The 23,430-nt window shown below is 65.9% G+C and carries 18 protein-coding genes and 1 tRNA gene; 9 read left to right on the forward strand and 10 right to left on the reverse strand.

Going from position 1 to position 23,430, the window contains the following annotated elements; all coding sequences use genetic code 11:
- Positions 1–145 precede the first annotated feature (145 nt).
- Complete coding sequence (ponA2, locus tag G6N30_RS13515) at positions 146–2,623, forward strand: transglycosylase/D,D-transpeptidase PonA2 (protein ID WP_134053566.1); 2,478 nt, start codon at positions 146–148, stop codon at positions 2,621–2,623.
- 19 nt (positions 2,624–2,642) lie between these two features.
- On the opposite strand, the gene G6N30_RS13520 is transcribed toward ponA2, so the two are convergent.
- A complete protein-coding gene (locus G6N30_RS13520) occupies positions 2,643–3,341 on the reverse strand; it encodes a mycothiol-dependent nitroreductase Rv2466c family protein (protein WP_134053568.1) in 699 nt (232 codons plus the stop codon).
- A complete protein-coding gene (locus G6N30_RS13525; RefSeq protein ID WP_134053570.1) occupies positions 3,338–4,117 on the reverse strand; it encodes a maleylpyruvate isomerase family mycothiol-dependent enzyme in 780 nt (259 codons plus the stop codon). Before G6N30_RS13525 ends, G6N30_RS13520 begins: the two co-directional genes overlap by 4 nt.
- Positions 4,118–4,321: 204 nt before the next feature.
- Between G6N30_RS13525 and G6N30_RS13530 the strand changes: the two genes are divergently transcribed.
- Entirely contained in the window at positions 4,322–5,530 is a 1,209-nt protein-coding gene (locus tag G6N30_RS13530) for a Fic family protein (RefSeq protein ID WP_134053572.1), read from the forward strand.
- A gap of 155 nt (positions 5,531–5,685) precedes the next feature.
- The gene (locus tag G6N30_RS13535; RefSeq protein ID WP_134053574.1) at positions 5,686–6,060 is read left to right on the forward strand and encodes a DUF7715 family protein; all 375 of its coding nucleotides are present in this window, start codon (positions 5,686–5,688) and stop codon (positions 6,058–6,060) included.
- Between the two features lie 775 nt (positions 6,061–6,835).
- On the opposite strand, the gene G6N30_RS27455 is transcribed toward G6N30_RS13535, so the two are convergent.
- Genes G6N30_RS27455 through G6N30_RS13545 form a run of 3 tightly spaced genes read right to left on the reverse strand, consistent with a single transcriptional unit; the run spans position 6,836 to position 8,641 of the window.
- On the reverse strand, positions 6,836–7,234 hold the full coding sequence (locus G6N30_RS27455; RefSeq protein WP_220097767.1) for a ubiquitination-like system serine protease family protein: 399 nt from the start codon (positions 7,232–7,234) through the stop codon (positions 6,836–6,838).
- A complete protein-coding gene (locus tag G6N30_RS13540; RefSeq protein ID WP_163687564.1) occupies positions 7,231–8,397 on the reverse strand; it encodes a ThiF family adenylyltransferase in 1,167 nt (388 codons plus the stop codon). Before G6N30_RS13540 ends, G6N30_RS27455 begins: the two co-directional genes overlap by 4 nt.
- Positions 8,372–8,641, reverse strand: a complete 270-nt coding sequence (locus G6N30_RS13545) for a multiubiquitin domain-containing protein (RefSeq protein WP_134053578.1) — start codon at positions 8,639–8,641, stop codon at positions 8,372–8,374. Before G6N30_RS13545 ends, G6N30_RS13540 begins: the two co-directional genes overlap by 26 nt.
- Before the next feature lie 145 nt (positions 8,642–8,786).
- On the opposite strand from G6N30_RS13545, the gene G6N30_RS13550 reads away from it, so the two are divergent.
- Both G6N30_RS13550 and G6N30_RS13555 read left to right on the forward strand, forming a co-directional pair.
- Positions 8,787–9,164: a helix-turn-helix domain-containing protein gene (locus tag G6N30_RS13550; protein WP_134053580.1), complete on the forward strand. Its 378-nt coding sequence runs from the start codon at positions 8,787–8,789 to the stop codon at positions 9,162–9,164.
- Positions 9,161–9,742, forward strand: a complete 582-nt coding sequence (locus G6N30_RS13555; protein WP_197906142.1) for an ImmA/IrrE family metallo-endopeptidase — start codon at positions 9,161–9,163, stop codon at positions 9,740–9,742. Before G6N30_RS13550 ends, G6N30_RS13555 begins: the two co-directional genes overlap by 4 nt.
- A 616-nt stretch (positions 9,743–10,358) precedes the next feature.
- Here the strand turns inward: G6N30_RS13555 and mobF are convergent.
- Entirely contained in the window at positions 10,359–13,151 is a 2,793-nt protein-coding gene (mobF, locus tag G6N30_RS13560) for a MobF family relaxase (protein ID WP_134055256.1), read from the reverse strand.
- A 476-nt stretch (positions 13,152–13,627) separates the two neighbouring features.
- On the opposite strand from mobF, the gene G6N30_RS13565 reads away from it, so the two are divergent.
- Genes G6N30_RS13565 through G6N30_RS13580 form a run of 4 tightly spaced genes read left to right on the forward strand, consistent with a single transcriptional unit; the run spans position 13,628 to position 15,862 of the window.
- A complete protein-coding gene (locus tag G6N30_RS13565; protein ID WP_134053582.1) occupies positions 13,628–13,807 on the forward strand; it encodes a helix-turn-helix domain-containing protein in 180 nt (59 codons plus the stop codon).
- Positions 13,804–15,150, forward strand: coding sequence for a site-specific integrase (locus G6N30_RS13570; protein WP_134053584.1), 1,347 nt, complete (start codon positions 13,804–13,806; stop codon positions 15,148–15,150). Before G6N30_RS13565 ends, G6N30_RS13570 begins: the two co-directional genes overlap by 4 nt.
- A 35-nt stretch (positions 15,151–15,185) precedes the next feature.
- The gene (locus G6N30_RS13575) at positions 15,186–15,536 is read left to right on the forward strand and encodes a type II toxin-antitoxin system RelE/ParE family toxin (protein ID WP_134053586.1); all 351 of its coding nucleotides are present in this window, start codon (positions 15,186–15,188) and stop codon (positions 15,534–15,536) included.
- Positions 15,537–15,538: 2 nt separating this feature from the next.
- The gene (locus G6N30_RS13580; RefSeq protein WP_134053588.1) at positions 15,539–15,862 is read left to right on the forward strand and encodes a type II toxin-antitoxin system RelB family anti-toxin; all 324 of its coding nucleotides are present in this window, start codon (positions 15,539–15,541) and stop codon (positions 15,860–15,862) included.
- A gap of 37 nt (positions 15,863–15,899) precedes the next feature.
- Here the strand turns inward: G6N30_RS13580 and G6N30_RS13585 are convergent, their stop codons facing one another.
- From G6N30_RS13585 to G6N30_RS13600, 4 genes are all read right to left on the reverse strand, one after another.
- Entirely contained in the window at positions 15,900–17,666 is a 1,767-nt protein-coding gene (locus G6N30_RS13585) for an AIPR family protein (RefSeq protein WP_163687567.1), read from the reverse strand.
- A 543-nt stretch (positions 17,667–18,209) separates the two neighbouring features.
- Positions 18,210–18,286: transfer RNA gene (locus G6N30_RS13590), tRNA-Met, on the reverse strand.
- Between the two features lie 185 nt (positions 18,287–18,471).
- Positions 18,472–19,860 carry an FAD-binding oxidoreductase gene (locus G6N30_RS13595; protein WP_134053592.1) on the reverse strand — a complete coding sequence of 463 codons (1,389 nt, stop codon included), beginning with the start codon at positions 19,858–19,860 and terminating at the stop codon, positions 18,472–18,474.
- 103 nt (positions 19,861–19,963) lie between these two features.
- On the reverse strand, positions 19,964–23,401 hold the full coding sequence (locus G6N30_RS13600; RefSeq protein ID WP_456093968.1) for an ATP-binding protein: 3,438 nt from the start codon (positions 23,399–23,401) through the stop codon (positions 19,964–19,966).
- Between the last annotated feature and the right edge of the window lie 29 nt (positions 23,402–23,430).

Raw genomic sequence — 23,430 nt, forward strand, 5'->3', positions numbered from 1 at the left:
GGTCAGAGCGGAGTCCAACCGGTTCCCGGCCCCGCGGGCCCGAATCCATACATCGATTGTGGCACCAGCGGGTGCCGGGCTCAACGACACCGATGGACTGCTGCAATCCGCTGTCAGGTCCCGTGAACCGTCCTAAGCTGGCGCTATGCGCGACCAGCGCCGGGCAAAGCGGGAAACCCTCGCCAGGCTGGCGGGCTGCTGCCTCGCCGCCGGGCTGCTCGCGGCGGCGTTGATGTTCCCGTTCGTCGGCGGTGCCGGGACGGCGTTCATGCGCGTAACCGACTCGGCCACTGAGGAATTCACACAACTGCTCGAGGGGGCGGCGCCGACCGTCTCCACCATGGTGGACGAAGCAGGGAACCCCATCGCATGGCTGTACGAGCAGCGCCGCTGGGCGATTCCCAGCAATCAGATCGCCAACTCGATGAAACTGGCGATCATCTCGATCGAGGACAAGCGTTTCAGTGAGCACAACGGCGTCGACTGGCAGGGCACCCTGACCGGCCTGGCGGGTTATCTCCAGGGCGCCGAAACCACCCGGGGTGGGTCGACGGTCGAGCAGCAGTACGTCAAGAACTTCAACCTCCTGGTGAAGGCGCAGACCAGTGCGGACCGGCGCACGGCGGTAGAGAACACCCCGGCACGCAAACTCCGCGAGATCCGGGCGGCCCTGGCCATGGACGCCGCGCTCCCCAAGGCGGAGATCCTCGCCCGCTACCTGAACCTGGTGTCGTTCGGCAACGGTGCGTTCGGTGTTCAGGACGCCGCGAAGACCTACTTCGGCATCGATGCCCGCGACCTCAACTGGCAGCAGGCTGCGCTGTTGGCCGGGATGGTCCGCTCCCCCAGCTCGCTGGATCCGTACATCTATCCCGATGCCGCGTTGGAACGGCGCAATGTCGTGCTCAACACCATGATCGAGAACCTGCCTGACAAAGCCGACGAACTCCGCGCCGCCAAGTCCGCACCGCTGGGCATACTGCCGCAACCCGCGGCGCTGCCGCAGGGTTGCATCGCCGCCGGTGATCGCGCGTTCTTCTGCGAGTACGCGCTGCAGTACCTGGCCAGGGCGGGTCTGAGGGTGGAGGACGTGGCCCGCAACGGCTACCTGATCCGCACCACCCTCGACCCGAAGGTCCAGGAAAGCGTCAAGAACGCCGTCGACGAATTCGCCGACCCCGCCGCCGTCGGCGTCGCCAGCGTGATGAGCGTGATCAGGCCCGGCAAGGACGCGCACCGCCTCCTCGCGATGGCCGACAGTCGCAGCTACGGGCTGGACGCCAACGCCGGCCAGACGGTGCAGCCGCAGCCGTTCTCTCTCGTCGGCGACGGTGCCGGCTCGATCTTCAAGATCTTCACCACGGCCGCCGCGCTGGAGATGGGGATGGGCATCAACGCCACCCTCGATGTGCCGCAGACGTTCCGGGCCACCGGCCTGGGCGACACCACCGAACCTGGATGCCCGCCAAAGACGTGGTGTGTGAGGAACGTGTCCCAGTACGCCGGCCAGATGAACGTGACTGATGCGCTGGCAAAATCACCCAATACCGCGTTCGCCAAACTGATCTCCCAGATCGGCGTGCCCCGAGCGATCGACATGGCGGTCCGGCTCGGGCTGCGATCCTACGCCGAGCCGGGCACCGCCCGCGTGTACGAGCCCGAGACCAACGACAGCATCGCCGATTGGGTCAAGCGGCAGAACCTAGGATCGTTCACACTCGGCCCGCTGGAGCTCAATGCGCTCGAATTGTCCAACGTGGCAGCGACGTTGGCCTCGGGAGGAGTGTGGTGCCCGCCCAGCCCGATCGACAAGATCTTCGACCGCAGCGGCCACGAGGTGGCCCTCGCGGCGGCGCCATGCGAGCAGGTTGTTCCCGAGGGGCTCGCCAACACGATGGCCAATGCGTTGGGGAAGGACCACATCGGCGGAACCGCCACCGGCGCGGCGGGTTCTGTCGGATGGGATCTGCCGATGTCGGGCAAGACCGGTACCACCGAGTCACACCGGTCCTCGGCATTCCTCGGGTTCACCAATCAGTACGCCGCCGCGAATTACATCTTCGACGACTCCCCGACTCCGTCCGGTCTGTGCTCGAGCCCGCTGCGCGAGTGCAGTGACGGAGACCTGTACGGCGGAACCGAACCGGCCCGCACTTGGTTCACGGCGATGAAGCCGATCGCCACCGACTTCGGCCCGATCGCCATGCCCCCCACCGATCCGCGCTACGTCGACGGTGGCCCCGGCGGCGCGGTACCCAATGTGGCCGGGCTTAAGCTCGATGAGGCACGAAAGAAGTTGACCGAGGCAGGCTTTCAGGTCGCAGACCAACCGACTGCGGTCTACAGCTCCGCCGCGAAGGGCAGCGTCGTCGGCACGACTCCGAAGGGCACAACAATTCCCGGTACGATCATCACGATCAACACCAGCACCGGGTACGTCCCCGCGCCGGTGTACCAGCCGCCTCCTCGGAGTGCCCCTGCCGCTCCGAGCGCGCCGCCGTCAGGGGAGGCACCGCCCCCGCCACCCCCGAACATCGTCGAAATCCCGGGACTGCCGCCGATAGTGCTGCCGTGGCTGGCGCCACCGCCGCCACCCCCGCCACCTCCGGCTCCACCGCCGTGACAGCGCGTGATCCGGCCGCTCAACTCAGCTCGTCGAGGCTGACCACCTTGCCGCGGTTGATCGATACCCAGTCTCTGGCCTCGAGGTACGGGCGGAACGTCGTAGCGATCGCCTGCTGGTCAGCCGAGGTCTTCGGACGCTGCAGCTCATAGAGGTGCGGGAACTCCGTCCACGCCACGACGGCATCCCACAACCGTAACGCGGCCACGCCGACCGGCGGATCGATCAGCACCGGCCCGAACAGGCACTGGCCGTCCGGAAAGAACAATGTCGGCACTCCGTAGCCGCCCGCGTCGACGACGCGATTGTGGTCGGCCAGCACCTCGTCGCTCGTCGTCCGGTCCGCAATCGCTTCATCGACCAATCCCGGGTCGAATCCCAGCTCCCTCAAAAGGTGCCGGGCGACGGTCTTCTCGTGCGGCTTGTGCCCTTCGACGTGCAGCGCCCGCGCCGCCCGCTCGTACCAGGCGTCGACGTCGGCCATCGACTGCCGGCGCAGCAACGCGCCGATGCGCATCATCGACCAGCCGTAGGACCATTCTCGCTCCCACGGATGCTTCTTGCCCTCCTGCCTGTTGATCTCCTCGAGACTGAAGAAGCGCCAGTTCACCTCGAGGCCGGTCTGGTCGCGCACGGAGCGGATCCACCGCGACGTCTGGTACGCGAACGGACACATGACGTCGAAGTGGAAGTCAACGGAGACAGGGCAATTGGTCACATCGTAAACCTCAGGTTGCGGGCGGCGCGGTCGCCGAGCTCGTCGTCACCCGTCCAGCTGATCGCACCGGAGTCGATCTGCTCCTGCGGGTCGATGCGTCCACAGGCGAGCTGGATGAACGTCGTGGAGTCGGTTGTCACGGTGACGTCGGGGTCGTCGAGGTGGTCGACACGCGCGGCCCGTCCGTCGACGGCGACGTGGATTTTCCGGGTGAGCGGGCCGGTGAGGTCGAACGTGAGGCTCTTGCCGTCGGGCAAGCCGACCCTCTTGCCGACGATGTAGCCGATCGAGTTCTCCACCTGTTGCAGTGCGATCTCCGCCGCGACGCCGCCGTCGTCGGTCTGGCGGCCTAGCGGCGTGGTGATGTCGCGCTCGTGCACCCAGAAGTCGAAGACTCTGATCGCCAGGAAGCGACCGTACGTGCCTGGGCCGACGGGCATCCAGGACGGGCGGGCCAGATCCTTGTCCGTCAAGGCGGCTAGATCACGACGCCGACGGTCGTAGACGCCATGCACCTTGTCGACGTACGGAGTCTCGTCAGCGAGGAACTCGCCGGCCCGCTCGAACGGCGGTGGTGTCTGGTCGTCCTCGGGCAACCACCCGGCCATGACGGCTTCGATGCTGGTGACGTGGTCGACGACGCCGCGCACGCTCCAGTCCGGGCACAGTGACTGGACCTGCCACTCGTCATCGCTGAGGTCGGTGCACAGCACGCCGAATGCGTCGTAGCAGTGCTCCAGCGCGCCGCGGATCTCGTCGAGGCTTCGAGTTTTCACGCTCGCATCATCTATCCGCAGGCGGCTACGCACCGGTCTTTTGGCGACGGTGACTGTCGTGAGGCATCGCTGTGCCGTCGCGGCGGCCGGTCGGGTGGAACCTCGCGTTTCAGGCGGCCACCACAAGCAGCCCTGGCTCACACGCGATGTCAGTGACCGCCGCATAGCATCACTTAACTTCTCAAGTGATGCTATCCTTGGGGGGTGGCATCAGCCAGTGGGGGCACCGCGCTCACGTACGAGACCCTGACGTGGGACGCACCGGTCGAAGCAGGCTACGGACTCGCGGACCTGCGGGCAGCGCAGCGACAAGCCGGAGACTACGAAGCCGCCGTCCCCGCTTCCATCGCCGAACTCACCGTTTCGCTTCCCGCGGCTGTCCTGGCCGATGCGGAAGAAGCAAGCAATGAGATCACACGTTTCGACGCAGAACTCGGCGACGAGATCGCGCCTTTCGCGTCGGTCCTGCTGCGCTCCGAGTCCGCGGCGAGTTCGAACATCGAAAATCTAACCGCCTCCGCCCGAGCGATCGCCGAAGCCGAAGCGCTCGGCGACACCAGCCGGCGCAATGCGGCCCTGATCGTGAGCAATACCGAAGCCATGAAGGCTGCGGTCGCGCTGGCCGACCGACTCGACGACAAAGCGATCCTCGCGATGCACGCCGCCCTGATGCACCACAGCGATCCCGTCTCAGCTGGACACTGGCGCACCGAGCAAGTTTGGATCGGCGGTGGAAGCTTCGGCCCCCGCGGCGCCGACTACATCGCACCGCACCACACTCGCGTCCCCGGCGCCATCGAGGATCTGCTCGCCTTCACCAATCGCGCCGATGTGCCCAGCCTTCCCCAGATCGCCATCGCTCACGCACAATTCGAGACCATCCATCCCTTCACCGACGGCAACGGCCGGACGGGCCGCGCACTGATCCAAGCGATGCTGCGGCACAAGCGACTCACCCGCCAGATCACCGTCCCGGTTTCGGCCGGGCTCCTCACCGACACCGATGCCTACTTCGGCGCCCTGGGCTCCTATCGCGACGGTGATCCCGCCCCCATGGTCGAGCGGCTTTCGGAAGCGTCGCTGCTCGCGGTCGCGAACGGACGCCGACTGGTCACCGACCTCAGATCAATTCGTGAAGAGTGGGATGCAAGGATCGCTGCGCGGCGGGACTCAGCTGTTCATCGGGTCGCCGACCTGCTCATCCAGCATCCGGTCTTCAATGCGCGGCTGCTTCAGCGTGAACTTGGCATAACGACCGGGAATGCCCGCCGATATGTCGACCCGTTGACCGCCGCCGGAATAATCATCGAGTTCACCGACCGCGCCCGCAACAGAGCATGGCGCGCACCAGAAGTCCTCAGCGCGCTCGATGCGTTCGCCACGCGGGCTGGGCGGCGCAGACGGACCGGATAGACCGGCACGCCAGACCGGGATCGTGTCCAGGTTGACGGTGACCGACGTGTGGCCATGCGGTTAGGTGTCGCCGCGGCGATGCACCGGCTGCGCCCTCACCCGAGCTGTCGGTGGGCACTCGTAACGTCGGCACCAACCGCGTAGGAGGTCGGAAAATGAAGATTCTGGTGGCGACAGAACTCACCCAGGGCACCCGCAGCAACGACTACAACTACTGCGTCCCAGGCGAACTCGTGTGGGTCCAGGAACCGTGCGACCGAGACCGGCGTAACCCTGACGGCGGCTGCGGATGCGGCCGTGGCTTCGCCGGTGTGGCGTCCCACCGCGCGACCACAACGGCGGAGGTCGTCGAAGTCGGTTTCAGTCGCGACGAACTGATCATCGCGATGCGTACAAGCCTGGCCGACGGCGGGTGGCCACAGGACTGGGCCTCAGACGTCGTCGACGACAACCTGACGATCGCTTCGGCGTTCCCAGCCGGGACGGTCATCGAGCGGCGACTGGAGGAGTTCCAAGCCCGGACTGCCTGAATGCCGGTACTACAGGGTGCCGACATCGGAGGCACGAGACCAAGATGTCGAAACGGCTCCCGGAGTGATTTCCGGGGGCCGTTTACCTGGTAGCGGGGACAGGAATCGAGCCTGCGACCTCTGGGTTATGAGCTGGCTTACGGGGATTTCTGGAGTGTCGCTAAGTCTCATATGCGCAGGTCAGAGGGGGTATGTGGTTCAGCCCGTATTGCCTCGTTGCACCGATTTCGGGGGGTTTCGTAGAGTTTTGTTCCCAAATCCGTTCCCAAATCGCGTTTGCTGGGGCGGTGTCGAGCCAGCAAACAAGTCGTCGCGGATGGTGGGGAAAGCGGGTCGGCAGAGCGTGACCGCGGCGGACAGGCTGAGACGTCGGCGCCGACCAGGTCTCACCGCGCAGCGCCTACGGAAATCGACGAATACGCCGCCATCACCACGCGGCTAGCGGCCTAGGGAACTCCGGGCTGCCGTGCGACCGGGACTCCGGAATTACTCACCGGTTGGTGGGACCGCATAGGACAATCCAGCGTTGAGGTCGCTCAGTTGCGGAGCCAGCCAGCTAGCCGAAGTACGGCACTGCGCGAACCCCCGACCGATCGATTCGGAACTGTGAGCTCAGACGTGTTCCGGAGACTGCTTGTTCTTGCTGCTCGCTGGTGGTATGAGCTCCGGGCTGATTCGTCCTCGGACTGGCCGGATCCGGTCGATTCTTGGTCTTGATCGCCGAACAAACGGAGACCGCGTCTGCGCTTCGGGCTGGTGTAGGCGACGCTAGGCGCTAGCCTCGGAACCGTCGCCAGATTCGCGCCCACCGATTGAGTCGCGCATTCTGAGTTGCCGCCCGCTGCGCCGCGGTTGCTCGTTGATCGGCCGATTGCGCTCGGGCGGTCTGAGTGGCGTCGAGCTTCTTGTGCCACTCGACTTGCCCCCGAGTGATGAAGTAGTGAGATTTGCACGGCAGCCCCGTGGCTGCGATCGACGGCTTCAGTGACACCTCTCCGTCAAAAATGATCTTGTATCGGGCAGGGGACAGCTTGGTGACCACCTCCCGACCGCAGCCGCAGGGACATATGTGCCCAGCGGTCGAATAGGCGGTCGAGATGTAGAGAACCCCCGGAGCCATCGACGCCGGGAAGGAGTCAACGAAGTGCGCAGTGTAATGATCGATAAGCCTCATTCGATGTCTTCATTACGCAGCTCGTTGAGGAACAACTTGTACACGCTCTGGTTATATGGCGTGTGCGTCGCGTAGAAGCCGATGTAACGCTTCCACCGGATGACCGCGAGTGTTGCGTTCAGCGCGTTAAGCTCGGCGACTTGGATGTTGCTGTTGTAGTCATCCTCGCCTGGCGGAAGCGCAGGCTTCGTCGGCAGTGTCATCTCGTCGCCCGGCAGGTATGCGGTGACCTTGGCCATGCCCGTAAGACCGCCCTCGCCTTCGCGAACGCTCATCCCGACGTCGATGAACGGTATTCCCCGGTCTCGGAGCGAGCGCATGATCTCCGGTCTCGCCTCAGCGTCGGCAGCGGCAAGAAATACGAAGGTTGCACCTTCGAGGAGGTTCAGGTTGTCGGCTGTCAGTGCGACGGGGTGGGCCGTGATCCCCGCGTGCATCCGGGAATATTCACGTGCGAAGTATTCAGCCTTGTTGTGTTTAGCCTCAAGTTCGTCATGCGCTACAGCGCCGGGGGCGCGGAACGCGTTGTGCGTCTCGAGTTGGTCACCGTCGATCAGGATGATCCGGTCGACCCAGGTCTTCGCGACGTGATCCAGGATGTAGCTCCCAGTGCCGCCGACACCCACGATGGCAATCGTGTGGCCCCGGAAGAGGTTGCTGAAATTCGCTAACCCTGCGCGGGTCGTGTTGGTATCCGCGTAGACCAGAGGCAGATCATCCGGCACGACTTGAAACGAGCCGCACGGTTTAGCGCGGACCGAAGCGTCGATCTGTCGGGCCGCATTAAGCAGGATGTGCGCGTAGTGCTGAATCTTTGCGTGTAGGTCGGTATAGGCGCCGCTGGGGGGCTTGAACGACAACATGTAGTCAGCCGCCTCGCCATTCCCGAAACCGCGCCCTTGGCCTCCACTTCCGAGCGGCTGACCTAGCCCGTCGCGCGGTTCCTCGCCGGCGAACCATATCCGGTGATCACCACTCGCATCGTTGACCACGCCGCCGGAGTAGGTCACCGGCAGAACGAGGCGGCCGTCCTTGCGGAGCCCGGAGGGTGCGGCGTACGGCAACTGGCGCACGACGAGGTGGCCGCTTGCGAGCACCATGTCGTAGCCGTCGGCCACCAACCGAGCGACCTGCTCGTCAGGAGCGGTTGGCGGGTTCGACATCGAAGACCATGCCCTCCTTGACCTCAACGTTCTTCCCCGGGCGCAGTGAGTGGTCTGGCCCGTGGCCGCGGCTGTACTCGACGAGCGTTCCCGCCGGGTCATAGGGCTGACCAGGGAAGGCGAGTTCAACAACCTGCTCGAAGCTGATCTTCTTCTCGGTCCACGACACCTCCCTGGTGTTGACGATGATCTTGAAGATCTTCGGTTTGTTCGCAACCGCGTCCGCAGCAGTCATGGTCTTCATCCAATCTCCGGGCACTCCGGGTCGGTGTTGTCTCAGATTCGCAACGCTGTTTCGACTGTAGGACACTGCGCGTCAACTTTCAAGCAGTGCACCGACAATGCAACACTTGCATAGGTCAGGGACAATTCGAGCGCGAGAGGACCGCATGGCGAGAACAAAGATAGACACGGCAGGGCTCTACGCAGCCCTCGATGCCGAGCGCATTGCGCGGGGCTGGTCTTGGCGCCAACTAGCGAAGGAGATCGGCACCAGCCCGTCCTTACTGTCGCGCATCGGCAACGAGCAGCGCCCCGACGCCGACGGCTTCGCAACGCTGGTGCGCTGGCTCAAGATGCCCGCCGAGACCTTCATGATCGATGCAGATAGGCCGACCAGCAGTCAGTCCGAGCCAGATCTTGTTACCCAGCTTGCGCCGCTGTTGCGGGCGCGCCAGGACCTAGACGCGAAGGACGTGGCTTACCTTGAAGAGGTCATTCGAGCGACCGTGAAGCACATGCATGCATCCCGGGAGGATCCGGCGTGACCGGCAAGCGCACCATCAATAAGGCAGCCTGCAAACGGCTGGCCGGTGAAGTACGCACCGAACTGGGGCTAGACACCATGCAGGCGCTCGATCCATGGCAACTGGCGGAGCTCTACGGTGTGCGAGTTCTTGCCCTTGGGTCGCTGCCGCTCGACCAGGCAGTCCGGGATCACTTTCACAACGTTCGCCCGCACGCATTCTCGGGCGCCCTGCTCCCGCACCGCAACGGTGCGATTATCATCGAGAACGACGCACACCCCCTCGCGCGCCGACGCTCGACGATGAGCCATGAGATGGCGCACGTCATCGGCGAACACAAGTTCGACACCAGCCTGGTGAACGAGCGCGGCTGCCGTACGGCGGACAGGCTTCAGGAGGACGAGGCTGCCGAAATCTCGGCCGAACTTTTGGTTCCCTCAGACGCGGCCCGCCGGCTCGCGCGCCAGAAGGCGTCCGACGACGAGGTGGCGCTGCGCTTCGGTGTTTCCATCGAGCTCGCTCGTTGGCGCATGAATGCTACCGGCGCCCGCATCATCGCGCGGCGAGCGGCCAATTATCGTCGCGCATCCGGTAGTTGATGTCTCGTGGTCGTAGCGAGACTCACGGCGAACGTGACCACCAGGCAGCTCCCGGACATGGGTCACGCCGAAGAACCCGCCCAGATCGCAAAACTATTAGTTCGGCGCCGATAACCGCAGCGAGTTAGAAAACGGCTGGTCTGTACCCATAAACCCTGCGGCACAATGCCTTCCGGGCATTCGACGCGTACCTAGGAGGATTACCCCAACCTGTCGATTCCGGCTCATTCTGGGTGCGTGAATGGCAAGTGAAATTCGCTCGTCCAACACTACTGGCGACGGCTGCTGCGTAACCGTCAACGCGGGCAAGCGCGTCGGCCCGCCACCTCACGAGGTCTTGGCGAGCCGACCTTTGCTCACGTATGAGGCGGGGCGGCGCAGTGCCAACGACTCCCCAGCTCGTCGGCCTTTTAGCTTGTTTGGGCGCGGCGACCCATAGTTTGGTTCGCGCGGGCAGCGGAAATCCGTCCAACACTGCATTACAGAGCACCGGTAGTAGGACCTGCCATCGCTGGCGGCGGGGTGTTCGGAGCCGCGCCTTACTAGGCGCACCGTCGCAGGAGCCGAGTTCGCTGCCGGGCAGGTTTCGTGGGCCGAGGAAAACGACACTCTGCAATTAGAGTTCGATACCCTGCTCAGGACGGAGGCCGCGGGAACGCAGGTGGAAGCGCGCGCGGGACATCGTTGCGGTCATCTGGTCAGCGAGCCGCGTCCAAACCACGTGAGCCTCTCGCAACCCCGCGATTGCAGCGCTGTGCTTGTCCATCATCTGTGCGGCGACCATTGGCAGTGCGCTCGGTTGAGTAGCCGAAGCCACTTGGTGAGCTGTGAGCGGCCGGTCGTCGCAGGCGAGAATCTCACCAACGAGTCCTGCTGCCTCCTGGCGTGAACCCTGCACCGGTAGATGCCCACGTTCTCCGGTGCGTGACCTACCTTCCGCGGTACGCCGTTCGTAGAGGTAGGCGTTGTTGTCGCAGCGGCCACGCGTCATCGCGACGTACAGCAAGTTGCGAGTAGCGCCGTCGCTAAGCACGGCGTGTGTCGTGTCAGCAGTGACACCTTGAGCGGAGTGGACAGTTACCGCGTAGCCCAGGCTGACATGCTCACGCAAATACTCAGATTCGAAGACCGCTCGCGCACCGTCGTCCAGCCGCTGGGCGGCCAACCGGTTCGTGGTGGGGTCGACCCCTGCGACACGCCAGCGCTGGCCGTTACGTACGGCGTCGAGGCTCGGCCGGTCGGGATTGGCGGCGCGCAGGGCGATTGTCGGATCGTTACGGCGGGTCAATATCAGATCGCCGACGGCGATGCGCTGCGCACGTACACCTACCACGGTGGAAGTCTCAGCGTCGCGGTGTTCGCGGTGCAGCCGCTGGTTGAGGGCGTCGGCCATCTCGATGGTGTCGCACACCAGCAGCGCATCTTTGCCGTCGGCGATATCGCGACGGTAAGCCGCGAGGGCGTCGGCGGCCATGGTGATCGGATCCCCGGTGTGAAGCCGACGGTGGTCGCAGTACCAGTCCACCGCGCGCCGGGCAGCGTCGGAGTCTCCGTCGCGCAGTGCCAGCGATGCTTGTCGTTCCTCTGGGTCGCGCATCCGCCACACCTCGGACAGCTCCTGCGTCCAGGGCAGGTCTTGGCAAAGTTGGGCGAACATCCCCCCACGGGCTTTCACTGGCGCCAGCTGGTGAGCGTCACCCACCAGGACAGTCTTGGCGCCCGCGGCGGTGGTGGCGGTCAGCAGTTGGCGCAGGTCGTCGGTGCCCACCATCCCGGCCTCGTCCACGATGACGAGCGTCGACGGGGCGAGTTCTAATTCGTTGCGCTGCAACATTAGTAACCCTTTGGCGATCGTGTAACCCGTGTCGCCGGCACCTTCACGCACGGCGACGTCGACGGCCTTGCCCGTCGGTGCGAGCACCACCACCGTCCCGCCGTGGCGCCGCTTCACCGCCGCGTTGAGGGAGCGCAGCGACGTCGTCTTACCAGCCCCGGCCGGCGCCGACAACGGTTGAACAAGCCAGGGCGAGCGACCAATGTTCTCCACCGCCCGCTTCTGGTCCGGGGAAAGTCCGGCAGTGTCTTCCTCTTTGACCCACAACAGTGCGCGGTCATTGCGGGCGTCGACCAGATCGAGGACGGCCCGTTCTTCGGCGAGGATCCGATCGAGGGTGAACCGTTCGTGACCTTCACGCTGATGCGCCGCCCTAGGGGCGGTCAACCGGATTCCCACCTTGTCGACCGCGGCCTCCAACAATTCGCGCGGCGACTGCTCGGTGTCGACAGGGAGCTGGGCGCCGACGATCTCCACCAGATCGGCCCGGGTGAACGCCGCCTTCTGGATCTTCTCCGCAGCATCGGCCAGGCGCGCACGGTCGAACGGGGTGCGCGCGGCCGCACGCCGCGCCGCGCGCGCCGCCTCGAACGCTGCGCGGTCCAGTTGCAGGCCGCGCGCATCGGCGCGCCACTGCTCCACCAGCTGTCCCCAGGCCAGTTCTTCGGGCTTGGTGGGCCGGGTGGCTTTCTGCGCGGCGGCGAGTTGCGCCGCCGACAAGGGCCTGTCGGCGACCTTGAGGTTGCCGGCGGCCCACTCCCGCAATGCGGTGGATCGCCGCGACCACGCGGTGATGGTGTCGCGGTCGACGCCGGCCAGCTCCGCCATCCCCGTGGATGGGTCGACCGGAGACCACTCGAACACCATGGATCGGTTGAGTTCCCGACGCAGGGTGGCTTGGTAGATGACCCCGGCGGCGCGGGCTTCGTGATACAGCGAGGTTCCGTCGATCGACACCAGCTGCCCGTCGGCGCGGGCTTGCCGGTTGGGGACGATGACGTGGGTGTGCAGATGCGGGTCCCCGCACCGGGACGTCTCGTGCTGGTAGGCCACCGCCACCAGACCGGGCAGCCGCACCAGATCCTTCTCCCCGGTCCGTGGGTTATGCACCCGCGTGTAGCCCGCGTGCGCGGCCAGATACTCCAGCGCCTCCCGTAGCGCGGTGTCATGCGCATCGGCGATCGCCTTCATCACGACGTCATCGACGCGCAATGCCCGCACCAACGACACACTTTTCGGTGCGCAGAACGTCAGATCGAAACCGTGCACCCCGCGCTCCCCGAACGCCCGACCGCGCGCACCGCTCGGGGCGAGCCCGTCATCGAGCCAGCGCGCCACGACCCCCGCGTCAGCCTCCCCGGCCGCGCGCTGGGCGTCTGTCAACCCGACCAACGTCGCTGCGGCGCGGGCGTCGCCCGCGCACAGCCACACCGGAGTGCGGGTCTCGTGTTCGGAGTAGTACTCCCCCAGCCCGCCGCCCGACCGGTTGCGATCTGTGGACGCGCGCTCGGCCGCCTGGGCGGTGTCGATGTAGTAGTTGATCGACCACCGCTTCAACTTGGCGATCGTCAACATGGTCTCGCCCCTCCAGCTGGCGCCTGGGGCACGTGCTGCGCCACAGCCATTCTCGCACCGTTGTGCAAATGTGCCATGCAGAAAGTGGGGGTGTCGGGGATGTGAGACGAAATGGAGAACCTGGGATAAGGGTAAGGGAGGCAGCGTGTTTGGAGACGCAACGGTATGCATGTGGATGCGTTTGACTGGAAAGGGAGGCGAAGGCGGCAGAGGGGAGATAGTGTGGCGTTAAATCCGGAGGTGTGAAACAGGTTGCGACATAGCGCACTCCGCGACTCATCGCGAGGCGATGCGCGAAAACTGTGCACAAACCTGTCGGTACCGCGAATTACAGTGATGTTGGGTGCGCGATGAACCTCAGCGCAGCCGAGCAGAACAGTCCGCGACGTGCCGTCGCGGCGACAATTCCACACACGCGCTGCAGCACGTCGCACGAGCCGTAGCCCACACAACTCCAGTGGAGGGTGGTGATCAAAATGGAAGACAACCCGTTCAAGGGACTCCCCCTCCTGCTCTCCGTGCCGCACGCCGCGCAGCTGCTGGGGATCAGCCGAGCAGCGGCGTATCGCCTCGTGAACTCCGGCGAGCTGCCGGTTCGCCGGCTGGGCGGCCGCGTCTATGTCGTGACCTCAGGTCTCCGTGAGCTCGCGTCATGAAGGGATCGGTGTATCACCGGGGAGCGAAGTGGTACTACAAGTTCCGCTCACCACAACGTGATCCCGCCACCGGCACCTATCCGTGGATCACCAAGGGCGGCTTCGACACCGAGCGAGAGGCGTGGAAGGCCTGCCGTGACGCGATGCGTGACGCGGACCGCGGTCGCATCGTCAAACCCTCCACCCGCACCGTCGGCGAGTTCCTCACCGAGTGGCTCACCGCGGTCGAACCGACACTCGACGCCACCACCTGGCGCAGCTGGAGCGACTACGCGCGGTGGTACGTCATCCCGCACATCGGCGGCGAGCGCCTCCAACGGCTCGACGAACCCACCCTGTTGAAGCTCTACGCGAAGCTGCTCGCCGAGGGACGCATCAAACGCGACAACGACTCGGTGATGTACGCGTACTGGTCGAAGCGGGCCGCGCGCGGTGCCGAGCCGACGCCGCGTGCGGTGTCCGAGGCGTGCGGGACCTCGATTCACGCCGCCCGCGCCGCGGTGCGCCGATACCGCTCCGGGATCGTGCCGGAACCGACGCCGCGAGGGCTCGCACCCAAGACGGTCCGCAACGTACACGCGTTCCTGCATCGCGCCCTGGTCGACGCGGTCGCGTGGAAGTTTCTCACCGACAACCCCGCAAGCAATGTGAAGCCTCCCCGTCGGCCGCGCACCCGCCGCCAGGTGTGGCGGCCGGAGGAGATCCAGACGTTCCTCGCGTCAGTGCGGCATGACCGGTTCGGCGCGCTCTTTCTGCTGGAGCTCACGACGGGGATCCGGCGCGGCCAGATCTGCGGGCTGCGGTGGTCGGCCGTCGACCTCGACGCCGGCCACATCGCGGTCCATGACAACCGGGTGGTGGTCGGTGGGCAGGCCCGCGACAAAGCGGGCGGCAAGACGCGCAACGCCGACAAGACCATCTCGATCGACCGCGCCACCGTGGCCGCACTGCGCCGTTGGCGTGAGGTCCAGGACGGCGAGCGCGCGTTCTTCGGGCCCGACTATCACCCCGGCGGCTATGTGTTCACCTACGAGGACGGCCGGCCGTTGCATCCGGATTCGATCCGGCAGCGGTTCGACCGTCTGTCGGCCGCAGCGGGCCTGTCGCGCATCACCTTTCACGACCTGCGTCACTCGTATGCCACCGGCGCCTTGCGGGCCGGGGTCAATCCGAAGGTGATCAGCGAGCGCATCGGCCACGCCAACGTCGGCTTCTTCCTCGAGACGTATGCCCACGTGTTGGAGAACGACGACCGGGAGGCGGCCGAGCAGGCGGCGGGGTTCCTGATCGGTGACGCGTGGGCCGACGACGACGAGGACGCCGACCCGACAGACCTCGACTGACCAAGCCCGACCGATATAACTCTGGGGTTATACTGATGGCGTGGGTAGTGCTCCTGCTGGAGGAGGTCGAGCGGTGGTACTTCACGCTGGACGACGACACGATGACGGCGGTGACCGGCGCCATCGACCTATTGGAGGCGGAGGGGCCCGCCTTGGGCCGGCCGACGGTGGACCGGGTGAACGGCTCGAAGTTCCACAACATGAAGGAGCTGCGTCCCGCCGGTACAAGTGTCCGCATCCTGTTCATCTTCGATCCGCAGCGCCAGGCGATCCTGTTGCTCGGCGGAGACAAGGCCAGGAACTGGCGAAGCTGGTACGACGAGAACATCCCGGTCGCCGACGAGCGTTACGCCAGATGGCTGGCGACCGGTGACGGAGGTGATTAGGCATGGCGCGCAATTGGCGTGGAATTCGGGCCGAGGCGGTGGAACAGGGTCGCGTCGACTCAGCGCGTGCGGACTCGGCCCGCAAGGAGATGCACGAAGCGGTCCAGGCGTACCGTCTCGCCGAGATCCGTAAGGCGCACGGTCACGCCCGTCAGGCCGACGTCGCGGCACTCATGGGGGTCTCGCAGGCGCGGGTCTCGCAACTGGAGAGCGGCGACCTGGCGCATACGGAACTGGGCACGCTGCAGTCTTACGTCGCCGCACTCGGCGGGCACTTGCGGATCGTTGCCGACTTCGGGGAGGACAGCGTCGAACTGACAGCCTGACGCGATCAGACTCGCGCATACGCGTACAGCAACTCACCTATCGAGCAGGACCCGGCCCGTCGTGGAGAGCTACCAGTAGATCCTGCTGAACTTTGCGAGCGCGGACGTCGTCTTTGCGGAGCGACCTGCCTTGGGCAGTCACGTCCGCGAAATACTTACCCACAATCGACACGCAACTTTCGATACTTTCTTCAATCTTTTCCTTCCAATTGCCAGTCGACCCCTTTTGCGCCACCGCATTCATCGCCTTCTGATCTCGATAATTGGCATGAATCTTCTCGACCTCAGGGAAGCACTTGGCAGCCACTAACATCGCGATATGATATTTCGCCGCCTTAAGGGCCTGAAGCTCGAAATTATCGCGGTACCGACGGAAGTAACTTTCTATGCGATAAACAATCCATGCTGACAGATAGTAGAGAGGCACTGGATATCCACCCCACACGTAAGAATCCTGTGCGGTTAGCTCATTCGGGGAGCCAATCGCACGCCATGACTCCCCAAAGATGCATGATGCAACCGACCGGTTCAGATCGGTGGTGGTCACCACCCTCAATCGAGTGAAACCAACGGGGTCTTCCGTGACCCCGCTTTGCCGCGCGTAGCGCAATCCATCTTGCCCAGATTGCTCGAAATACTGCTCGACATTCTTCGCATCTTGAGTGCTGCCTTGTATATCAGCTTGCGCTATTGAAGTTTGCAAATTCGTCGCAATCGTCACCTCCGAAACTATGTCGGAATCCGACGTCTCTATCAATTTCACCGGAATCCACACAGATGTCAGCAGGCTATCCTCCCCCGACTTCTGATCGGCGTCCAGGCTTTGGAACCACCGCACTAGTTGGTGGCTGGTTTGGCCGCCATTTACTATCTGATAGCCAGACATAGAAAATCGATCCGCTACATTAGTTAAGCTGCGTGCAACGATCGTCACCCCATTGTTGAGAAATGGGAACATATTTCGATTCTCAGAAGTGAGCGTCGAGTAAATGCGTTGGTTAACTCGATTTTCATTACCCTGGTTAAGGCGCACGTTGTCATCGAAAATGCCGGATCTCATCCCCTCCCCGTCCCATAAAATCTTGATCAACTCACTGGCTTGCAGGACGCCTGTATACGCTTGGTTAATCCCATCAACCTCTGGTATTGATTGCTTTCTCGGAAACCGGAACTCGATGTTCTGAGGGCCCTTGCGCTCCTTTTCCTTCGCGGAGATCTCGTTCCTACCGTGCAGTTTAAGTATCAGGTCATCACTGTAAACATCGAGATCTCTAAGCCGGTTGATAGCACAAACCACCTGGGTCTCACTCGCAGCTTCTTCGCTAGGCTGCTTCGCCGTGGTCACAAAATACATTTCGGCCGGTATTCTTGTTGTTCTGAATCGGTCGATGTTTTCAATGACTGCCTCCAAAATGGCTACAGTCTGAGAAAGCCCGGAATCGAGCGGGATTCTCGAACGCTTCGCCGCGGCGTTTGTGCACAGTTCCACACCGTGCAGAAACTTCGCGATGAGTTTTGTGTCAAATTTTTCGCTCGTCTTAGCCTGTATAAAAATAGCCCGGACATCGTTATCATCGCGGTCTTCAAGCGCTCCGGTTACGTCACCCGGATCAAGAATTATCTCACCGTTGATCACTATGGCCGCAACGTCAACGCCCTCATCGTCTCCGCCGCCAATCACAACGTCGTCGAGCAACTTAACATCACCACCGAGGTATCGCTGGAGATACACGCTGGCGACATAGAGTTCGAATAGGTACGACGATTCGCCGGAGAACCCGTTTCGCTCACTGAACGAACGCATTTTGCTCTCTGTAAGAATATCCATTGAGTCCTCTATCTGGTATATGGCGGAGCGGACGGGTTCACGGACCCAACGAGTATTCAACTTCCTGAACAGCACGTGTCAGGTGGGGCACCGCGCGTTGTCGCTAGGCGAACTACCCGCAGCAAGGCGAGCAACCTGACAGGCCTCGCATTGACACAGACGCTCGAACAACGACGATATCCCTGCGCATATGCCCCCCGTTCCGGTTCTAAGGTAGCTGAACGGTCGACGGGGTTCGAAGGACTCCCGTCGGCAACGACGCATCGTCACGTCTGACACTGGGGCTGCCCCGCCGCCTTGAAGTACCGCTAGGCCCACTAACGCGCCAGAGCGACGGCGCGCTGACTGGAACGACGCCGGCGGCGTCACCCAGGTGGCGCGCCGCGCAGAGTTTCGCGACGAGAGCTCACACGTTCCCAATCTGTTCCCAACAAGGTCTTTGCGTTGGAAATGTTCCCAAAAGTGTTCCCATCGGGCATGAAAACGGCCCCCGGAGTGGTCTCCGGGGGCCGTTTTACCTGGTAGCGGGGACAGGATTCGAACCTGCGACCTCTGGGTTATGAGCCCAGCGAGCTACCGAGCTGCTCCACCCCGCGTTGGTGAACATGAGGTTACCCAAGCACGGCTTGGTATTCCAAATCGGGCGTCTACCAGCACTTTGAGCGCCCTCATTCCGACGCGACCGTGCGCAACTGCGGACCGCGAGCGGCGCGTCGCGGAGCAGACGCGCACGCTCGCGGAAAGGGGTTGGGTGCGGAAAGGGGTTCGGTGCGGAAAGGGGTTAGGTGCGGACGACCTGGCCGGTGCGGAACACCCGCGCCGGGTCGTAGCGCTCCGCGAGCGCGGCCAGCCAGTGGCGGGCGTCCTCGGTGTAGACCCGCGCCGCGCGCCCCGGATCCATCGACGGCGCGAAGTTCGGCAGCTGCCCGCCCGTCGACCACCGTCCGAGCGCCCCGAGCACAGCGGCCGCATGAACCGGCACCACCTCGGCGATCGGCGGCATCAGCGCGCCGATCGTCGTCAGCGCGAACGCCGCGTCCCGATGGCACAGCGCGCTGCGGTGCCGCGGCTCCCGCGCCAGCGCCCCGCCGAGATGGCGCACCTCCACGATCACCTGCACCGACTCCGCACCCGGGCCAGCCACCGCCAGCAGCGCCTCGGCGGCCGCGGGATCGAAGCTGTGCAGCAGCGTGTGGTCCTCGTGCACCGGCATCGGATCGACCGGATCGGCGTGCACCGCCCCGATCGCCGCGTACGGCAGCACGCCGACGGTGTCCATGACCGGCGGCGCCACCGACCGCATCGGCGCCAGGATGCGTTCGGCTTCGGCGACGTCGCCGAGCGCCGCGTAGCGCACCGCCACGGTCAACCGACCGGCCAGTGGTTCGGGCACGCCGGGCAGCGGCGGAAGCTGTTGCAGCGCAATCGAGGTGTTCACCGTCTCCGGCAGGCCACCACACCAGTCGGCCCACGCCCGCAGCACCGCCGGCGCGTCCCCGCCGTCGAAGTAGACGGCGCCGCCGAAGAACTCCGGGATCGGCAGCAGGTCGAACTCGACCGACGCCACGATGCCCAGCGTCGCCTTACCGCCGCGCAGCCCCCAGAACAGGTCGGCGTGCTCATCGGGTGTCACCCGCAGCACCGCCCCTGTGCCCGTAACCAATTCGAACGCCCGCACGTGGTCCGACGACGCGCCCACCGTGCGCACCAGCGGACCGATACCGCCGCCGGTCAGGAACCCGACCACTCCGACCCCCGGCGCCGACCCGACGACCGGCGCCAGACCGTACGGGCAGGCCGCGTCGAGCACCTGCTGCCACCGCACTCCCGCTCCGACCCGCGCGGTGCGGTTCAGCGCGTCCACAGTGCAGGCGGTCATCCCGGAGGTGACGATCAGGATCGTGGCCTCGTCCACTCCCGTCGCGCCGTGCCCGGTGGACTGCACGGTCACCTGAAGGCCGCGGGCGGCGGCGAACCGGACGGTGTCGGCAATGTCGTGCGCCGAGGTGGCCAGGACCACCGCGGCGGGGCGCACCGCGGCGGCGACGTTCCACGGCGCGCACCGCTCGTAGCCCGCCTCCCCCGGCATCGCCACCGGGGCGGACACGTGGTCACGAATGGCGGCCACGGGGTCGGCGAGGTCGTCGCGGGCGACGTCGGTGATGGTCATCGATGGTCCTTTCACAGCGCTGTGCTCGAAGTCGGTGCACAGCGTGCGGCACCGCCCTTGGCGTCGGCTTGGCCCGCCGCGCCAAGGAACCTCCAAGCGCGGCTCATGCCAGCTTGCGGGCCAGGTCGGCCACCCCTCGCATGCCCAACGCGTCGGCGTCCACCGCCAGCGCCCGTGCCGCCGCCTGTCGCTTCGGACCCGACGGAGTGAGTTCGCAGCGCAGCAGCCGGCACCGCAGCAGGCTGGGGACCGCACCGGTGCGCGTGGCGATGTCCTCGGCCGTGGCGAGATCGGCCAGCGCGCGGTCGTCGTCACCCATCAGGGCGTACAACCGTGCCGTTGCCAACGCGACGGGCCCGACCACGCCGACCTGCCCGATCTCGGAGATGCGGTCGGCGAACGGCGTGAGCCGCTCCAACAGCTCCGGCGCGAACTCCGCGAAACCGTAGTCACACGCCAGATGGGCCAGCAGGGTCGCGTGCCCGAGCGTGGTCCACACGTGCGCCCGGTGCGGCGCGTCCCTCCACTCCTGCAGGCGCGCTAAGGCGTGCGCGCGAGCTTCGTCACCGCTGTCTACGGTGAGAAGCGCGGTGTGCACCAGGCCGACCATGCCCTGTCCCCCGCTCTCGGCATCGGCGCGCAGGCCGGGCCAATCCGGCGCCACCGGGCCGCCCTTCTCGCGGATCAGCGTCACCGCTGCCACCAGTCCGCTTCCCGCTTCGTACAATTCAGTCTGCTCGTGGACGTCGGCCGCGATCTGGTGGTGCCGTTCGGCCTCCGCGAAGTCCCCCCGCCACACCGCCAGCACGGCCTCCATCCAGCGCAGCTGGGCCCGCAGCACCGGCAGCTTGAGCTCCTCGCTACCCGAAATGCCTTCCCGCAGATGCTGTTCGGTGAGGTCGACGTGGGTCAGGTTCATCGCCGCCATCGTGGCCACCGAATGCGCGATGACCCGATCTTCGCGCAATCGGCTGTGGTCCAACGCCATCAGCTGTGTCACCCACTCCAGCATCCGGTGGCTGTAGGCGGCCACCCCCGAGTAGGTGATCAGCCGGCCCATCAGCACGTCGGCCACGATCTCGCGGTCACCGGTGGCGTCGGCCAACTGCGCGGCCCGCTCCAGGTACCCGGCCGACACCGCGGCGTCGGGGTGGTAGCAGTGCCCGACGGCCAGCGCGGCCAGCACCCGCGCGCCTGCGGCCGGTTCGGCGTCGGCCACCACCGCCGCCCGTTCCAGCAGCGACAGCAGCACACCCGGGTCGTGGCCCGGCGCCAGCCACGGCCACCCGCCGCTGGCCCGCAGCAGCGCGCTGGCCAGGCGCCCCGCCGTCGCGGCACGCCCGCTGCGAACGGCATCGCCAAGCTGTTCGGCCACGGTGTCGAGCACCAACCGGCCGCGCCCGGCACGCGAATGCGCCTCCAGCAACGACACGGTCAGCGCGTCACGCTCCTCTTCCGAGCGCGACGCCGCGGGCAGCCGGTCGTAGGCGTCCAGCGCCGCCTGCCACCATCGTGCCGCGATGTCCGAACTCCACCGGGCCGTAGCGTCTTCGGCCGCCAGCCGGCAGGCCGCCACCACCGCGTCAGCCGCTACGAGCGGCTGTGCGGCGATGAGGTGCTGGGCCCGGCGCGTCAACGCGTCCTCGGCGGTGCTGGCCTCCAACACGTCAGCGATCTTGGCATGCAGGCGTTGCCGGCGGGGCGCGGGCATCCCGGCGATGAGGTGTTCGCGCAGCAGCCCGTGGGCGAACGCGTATCCGTCACCGGTGTGCGCGGAGACCACGATGCGCTCGTCGGCCGCGTCGTCGAGATAGTCGGCCAGGGTGTCCACGTCCATCTCGGTAGCGCGGGCCAGCACCGGCACAGCGTCGGAATCGAGGGTGTCGCCGATGATCGCGGCGGTGCGCAGCACCTGCACCGCCGCCGGGTCGAGGCCGGCCAGCCGCCGGTCGAGCACAGACTTCACCGCAACCGGGATCTCGCTGCCCTCGCGGTCGGCGCGGGGCAGTCGCGCGTACTCGGACACGAAGAACGGGTTGCCCCCGGTCCGGTCGGCCAGGATCGCCGCCTCCGCGTCGGTGACCGCCTCGTCGGCCACCTCATTGGCCAGGGCCGCAACATCTTCGGTCGACAGCGCCGGCACCGCGACGTGACGGTTGCGATCCCCCCGCGCCACCGTGGTCACCAGGCGGGACACTTCCGCGCTGTGCTCGCCGTCGCGCACGGTGAGGATCATCGCCACCGGGTGATCGCGCAGCGCCCCGGCGATGTAGGCCAGGCACGCCGCCGAGGTGGTGTCCGCCCACTGCACATCGTCGATCACCACCGCCAGCGCGCGCGGCGCCGACTCGAGAAGGGCCTGAATGCGCTCGTAGACATGGAATCTCGCGGTATCGGGATCGGCGTCCGCCGGCACCTCCAGGACGTCGTCGGGGTCGGCCCCCAGCGCGCGGACCAACTGCCGCATCGGCCACCAGGGCGGGGTGGCCCGTTCGTCGGGACAGCTCACCCACACCATGTCGCCGCCGTCGTCGACCACACGCGCCGCGACTTCCTCGGCGAGCCGGGTCTTGCCGATGCCCGCCGGCCCCGACAGCACCAACCACCGTGCCGACCCGGCCGCCACATCGGCGAGGAGATTTGCGGCCACGGACACTTCGCGACCCCGCCCGATCAGCGCACCGCGGCGCGGCCCCACCGGCGCCGCCCCCTGCTCGACGGGGTGCGTGGCCGGGGTGACCACTTCACCCGCCCCCGTCCACTCGGGGGACCGCGGCCACGCCGCCAGCTCCGGCGCCTGCCGCAGGATCGCGGTCTGCAACTCACGGAGCTCCCGACCGGGCTGCACGCCGAGCTCGTCGTCGAGCAGCGCGGCGTGCCGGGTGTAGACGTCGAGCGCGTCGGTCACCCGGCCGGCCCGGTACAGCGTGAGCATGTGCAGCCAGCAGCCCCGGTCGGCCAGCGGTGCGGCAGCGCGCAATTCGGCCACCGCGGTCAGCGCCTGCGGCACCCGGCCCAGCGCCAGCAGCGCGGTGATCCGCGCGTCCAGACAGTCGATGCGCAACTGCTCGGCCTTGGCCGCCTCGTCGGCCGCCCACGACTCATCGGACAGGTCGGCCAGCAGCGGCCCGCGCCACAACGCCAGCGCCTCGTCGGCCGACGCCAGCGCCTCGTCCCACGCCCCGCTCTCGACGGCGGCGGCCGCCTTGGCGCAGCAGCCGGCGAATACGGCGAGGTCGAGCTGACCCGGTTCGACGTCCAGGTAGTACCCGGGTGGCTGCCGCACGATCGGGGAGGCCACCTGCGACTGACTGCCGTCCCGCAGCGCGCGGCGCAGATTCGAGATGTAGGCCTGCAGGCCGGCCGTCGCGCTCCCGGGGGCGTCGTCACCCCAGACGGCGTCGATCAGCCGGTCGACCGACACCACCCGCCCCGCCGCGAGCAGCAGGACGGCGAGCACCGCACGCTGCTTCGGCGGGCCGATGTCGACCGGGCAGTCCGCGTGCACCACCTGCAGCGGCCCGAGCAAGCGAAACTGCACCCGACGAGCTTAAGGGCAGTCCCGCGTTC

Origin of the sequence: Mycolicibacterium litorale, from assembly GCF_010731695.1 — a bacterium.
GTDB lineage: Bacteria > Actinomycetota > Actinomycetes > Mycobacteriales > Mycobacteriaceae > Mycobacterium > Mycobacterium litorale.